This window comes from Bradyrhizobium sp., from assembly GCF_016462955.1.
Taxonomy (GTDB): domain Bacteria; phylum Pseudomonadota; class Alphaproteobacteria; order Rhizobiales; family Xanthobacteraceae; genus Bradyrhizobium.
Genome location: NZ_JAEMSD010000458.1, coordinates 2,748 through 5,507 on the forward strand (window position 1 = coordinate 2,748; position 2,760 = coordinate 5,507).

Annotated in this window: 3 protein-coding genes and 1 pseudogene; 2 read left to right on the forward strand and 2 right to left on the reverse strand. The window is 65.9% G+C overall.

From position 1 onward, the window contains the following. Positions 1-244, forward strand: a pseudogene (locus JHD07_RS31550) (hypothetical protein); the annotation flags it as partial. A gap of 158 nt (positions 245-402) precedes the next feature. On the opposite strand, the gene JHD07_RS31555 reads toward JHD07_RS31550, so the two are convergent. Both JHD07_RS31555 and JHD07_RS31560 read right to left on the reverse strand, forming a co-directional pair. Beyond that, positions 403-1,173 (reverse strand): alpha/beta hydrolase, encoded by a 771-nt coding sequence (locus JHD07_RS31555; protein ID WP_291629259.1) that lies wholly within the window; start codon positions 1,171-1,173, stop codon positions 403-405. A gap of 156 nt (positions 1,174-1,329) precedes the next feature. After that, complete coding sequence (locus tag JHD07_RS31560; RefSeq protein WP_036036693.1) at positions 1,330-1,794, reverse strand: Hsp20 family protein; 465 nt, start codon at positions 1,792-1,794, stop codon at positions 1,330-1,332. 230 nt (positions 1,795-2,024) lie between these two features. Here JHD07_RS31560 and JHD07_RS31565 point away from each other — a divergent pair. Further along, the coding region (locus JHD07_RS31565; RefSeq protein ID WP_291629263.1) for an alpha/beta hydrolase at positions 2,025-2,760 on the forward strand (736 nt) is incomplete at its 3' end.

Genomic DNA, 2,760 nt, shown 5'->3' on the forward strand with positions numbered 1-2,760 from the left:
GCATGTGGCAAGCCGCGCCGTGCCGCTGCCCAAGGCAGCCCCGCGTCGTGCCGAGACGCCGGCTGCCCTTGCCAAGCCGGCACAGCCGATGGCGCCGCAGGCCCAGGCCCCGCAACCGGCGCAGCAAGCCGCCGCCGCGCCGGCGAAGCCGGCTGATGCAGCCGCGCCGACGGTCGGACAGGCCAGGCCCGCCCCGACGATCCTGCCCACGCAGGAGATGCCGCCAGCGCAGGGCCTGGATTAGCGCGCCGCGAGTTTGACGCGACAGTGCTGATCACGCCCTCGCTGTCATCCCCGCCTAGTGCGCAATTGCGCACTAGGCGGGGACGACATCGGGGAGAGAACTGCCAAAACAAAAGGCGCCTGAGCAATTCAGGCGCCTTTTGCATTTCGGCGATTACCTCAGCTCCGCGGATACCCCGCCGCCTCCAGGATCAAATCCGCAACCTCCTTCGGATGCGACACCAGCGAGAGATGGCCGGCGTCGAGCTCGATGGTGGCGGCGTTCATGCGCTTGGCGAGGAAGCGCTCGAGATCGGGGTTGATGGTGTAGTCGTTCTTCGACACCGCGTACCAGCTCGGCCTGGAGCGCCACGCCGCCTCCGTAGTGCGGCTGGCGAAGATCGAGGCCGCTGTCGGCCATTGCACGGCATAGAGCTCCTTGGCCTGCTCGGGCTTCACGCCGTTGGCGAAGTACTTCAGGAAGGCGTCTTCCGAGAGCTTGGTATAGCCGTCGCGCTCGACGATGCCGGCGCGCGCGGGTCCGGTTGGAAACTGCTTCGACAGCGCCACGAAATCCTCGTTCGCATCGGGCGCGCGGGCGGCGATGTAGACGAGCCCGGTGACCTTCGGGTCGGTGCCGACCTGGCTGATCACCGTGCCGCCCCAGGAATGCGCGACCAGCACCGTCGGCCCGTCCTGCTCGGCCAGCGCACGCTTGGTCGCCTCGACGGAGTCGGCGAGCGACGACAGCGGATTCTGCACGGCGGTGACGTGCAGGCCTGCAGCCTGGAGGATCGGAATCACCTCCGACCAGCTCGAGCCGTCGGCCCAGGCGCCGTGCACCAGCACGACGTTCTTCGCCTTCACCGTCTGCGGGGTCTGCGCATGAGCAAGGCCGAGGGGAGCCGCCAGAAGGCTCGCGGCGACGAAAAGGCTGCGCCAGAGTGACATGATCCATCTCCGTCTTGTTTGGGTTCGATGTCCCAAGGACGGAGGGCAATACTGCCGCGTTACACGTCTTCACCGCTCTGTGATGCACAACGAAAAAACGCCCCGGGGCACCGGGGCGTTTTCGCAACCTGGAAGTCGCTTGGTCTAATGTCTGGCTCAGGCGGCTTGTGCGGCCGAGTTCTCGATCACTTGCGCCTTGGCGCCGGCGTTGATCGCGATCTGGCGCGGCTTCTTGGCCTCGGGAATCTCGCGGACGAGGTCGACGTGAAGCAGCCCGTTCTCGAGCGAGGCGTCCTTCACCTGCACGAAGTCGGCAAGCTGGAAGGCGCGCTCGAAGGCGCGCGCGGCGATGCCGCGGTACAGCACTTCGGATTTCGAGTTCTCGTTCGCGACCTTCTCGCCCTTGATCGTCAGCGTGTTTTCCTTCGCGACGATGGAGAGCTCATCCTTGGCAAAGCCGGAGACCGCTACCGTGATGCGGTAGGCGTTCTCGCCGGTGCGCTCGATGTTATAGGGGGGATAGCCGGGGCTGCCGTCCGAGCTGGCCTGGTCGAGTAGGCTGAAGAGGCGGTCAAAGCCGACGGTGGAACGATAGAACGGGGTGAGATCGTAGCTACGCATGGTCAAGTCCTCCATTGAGCGACTGTTGGTAACCCGCCCGCCAATCGGGCCGGGCTTTAGTCTGTGTGCAGCCTGATGTTCCGGTTCCGAAACACTGGTAGCGGCCTGCACGAAAATGATATGGGTGGGGTGAGACGGCGTTCAAGAGGGCGGCATTGGCGCCTTTTCGGCGCTTTAGCCCCTTGATTCGCAGGACTTGATTTGCAGGACTTGCCGCCCAAGCACGCCCAATGACGCTGGTCTCGATTCCGTCCAACCCGGTCCCCGAAAACGTCGTCAGCGGCACCATCAAGACCCCCGATGGCGCCGAGCTGCGCTTTGCGCGCTGGGCGCCGCCGGCGGGCCGCAAGGGCACGGTTTGCGTCTTCACCGGCCGCAGCGAGCAGATCGAGAAGTATTTCGAGACGGTGCGGGACTTGCGCGACCGCGGCTTTGCGGTGGCGATGATCGACTGGCGCGGGCAGGGGCATTCCTCGCGCCGCCTGCGCGATCCGCGCAAGGGCTATGTGCGCGACTTCGCAGATTTCGAGATCGACGTCGAGACCTTCGTGCAACAGGTGGTGCTGCCGGATTGCCCGCCGCCCTTCTTCGCGCTCGCCCATTCCATGGGCGGCACGGTGCTGCTGCGGGTAGCACATGCCGGCAAGCGCTGGTTCGACCGCATGGTGCTGTCGGCGCCGATGATCGACCTGCCGGGGCGCACCACCTCGTTGCCCGTGCGTGCGCTGCTCAAGACGATGCGCCTGCTCGGGCAGGGCGGCCGCTATGTTCCCGGCGGCAGCGACCGCCTCACCGGGCTCGAGCCTTTCATCAACAATCCCTTGACCAGCGATCCCGTGCGCTATGCGCGCAACGCCGCGATCCTGGAGGAAGACCCGACGCTCGGACTGGCCTCGCCCACGGTCGCCTGGGCCGATACCGCATTTCGCGCCATGCACACCTTCAAGCGCGTGAATTATCCCTCGC

Bases quoted from the DNA above. Each gene is read 5' to 3' on its own strand.
- JHD07_RS31555 (WP_291629259.1), bottom strand. From the start codon at position 1,173: ATGTCACTCTGGCGCAGCCTTTTCGTCGCCGCGAGCCTTCTGGCGGCT.
- JHD07_RS31560 (WP_036036693.1), bottom strand. From the start codon at position 1,794: ATGCGTAGCTACGATCTCACCCCGTTCTATCGTTCCACCGTCGGCTTT.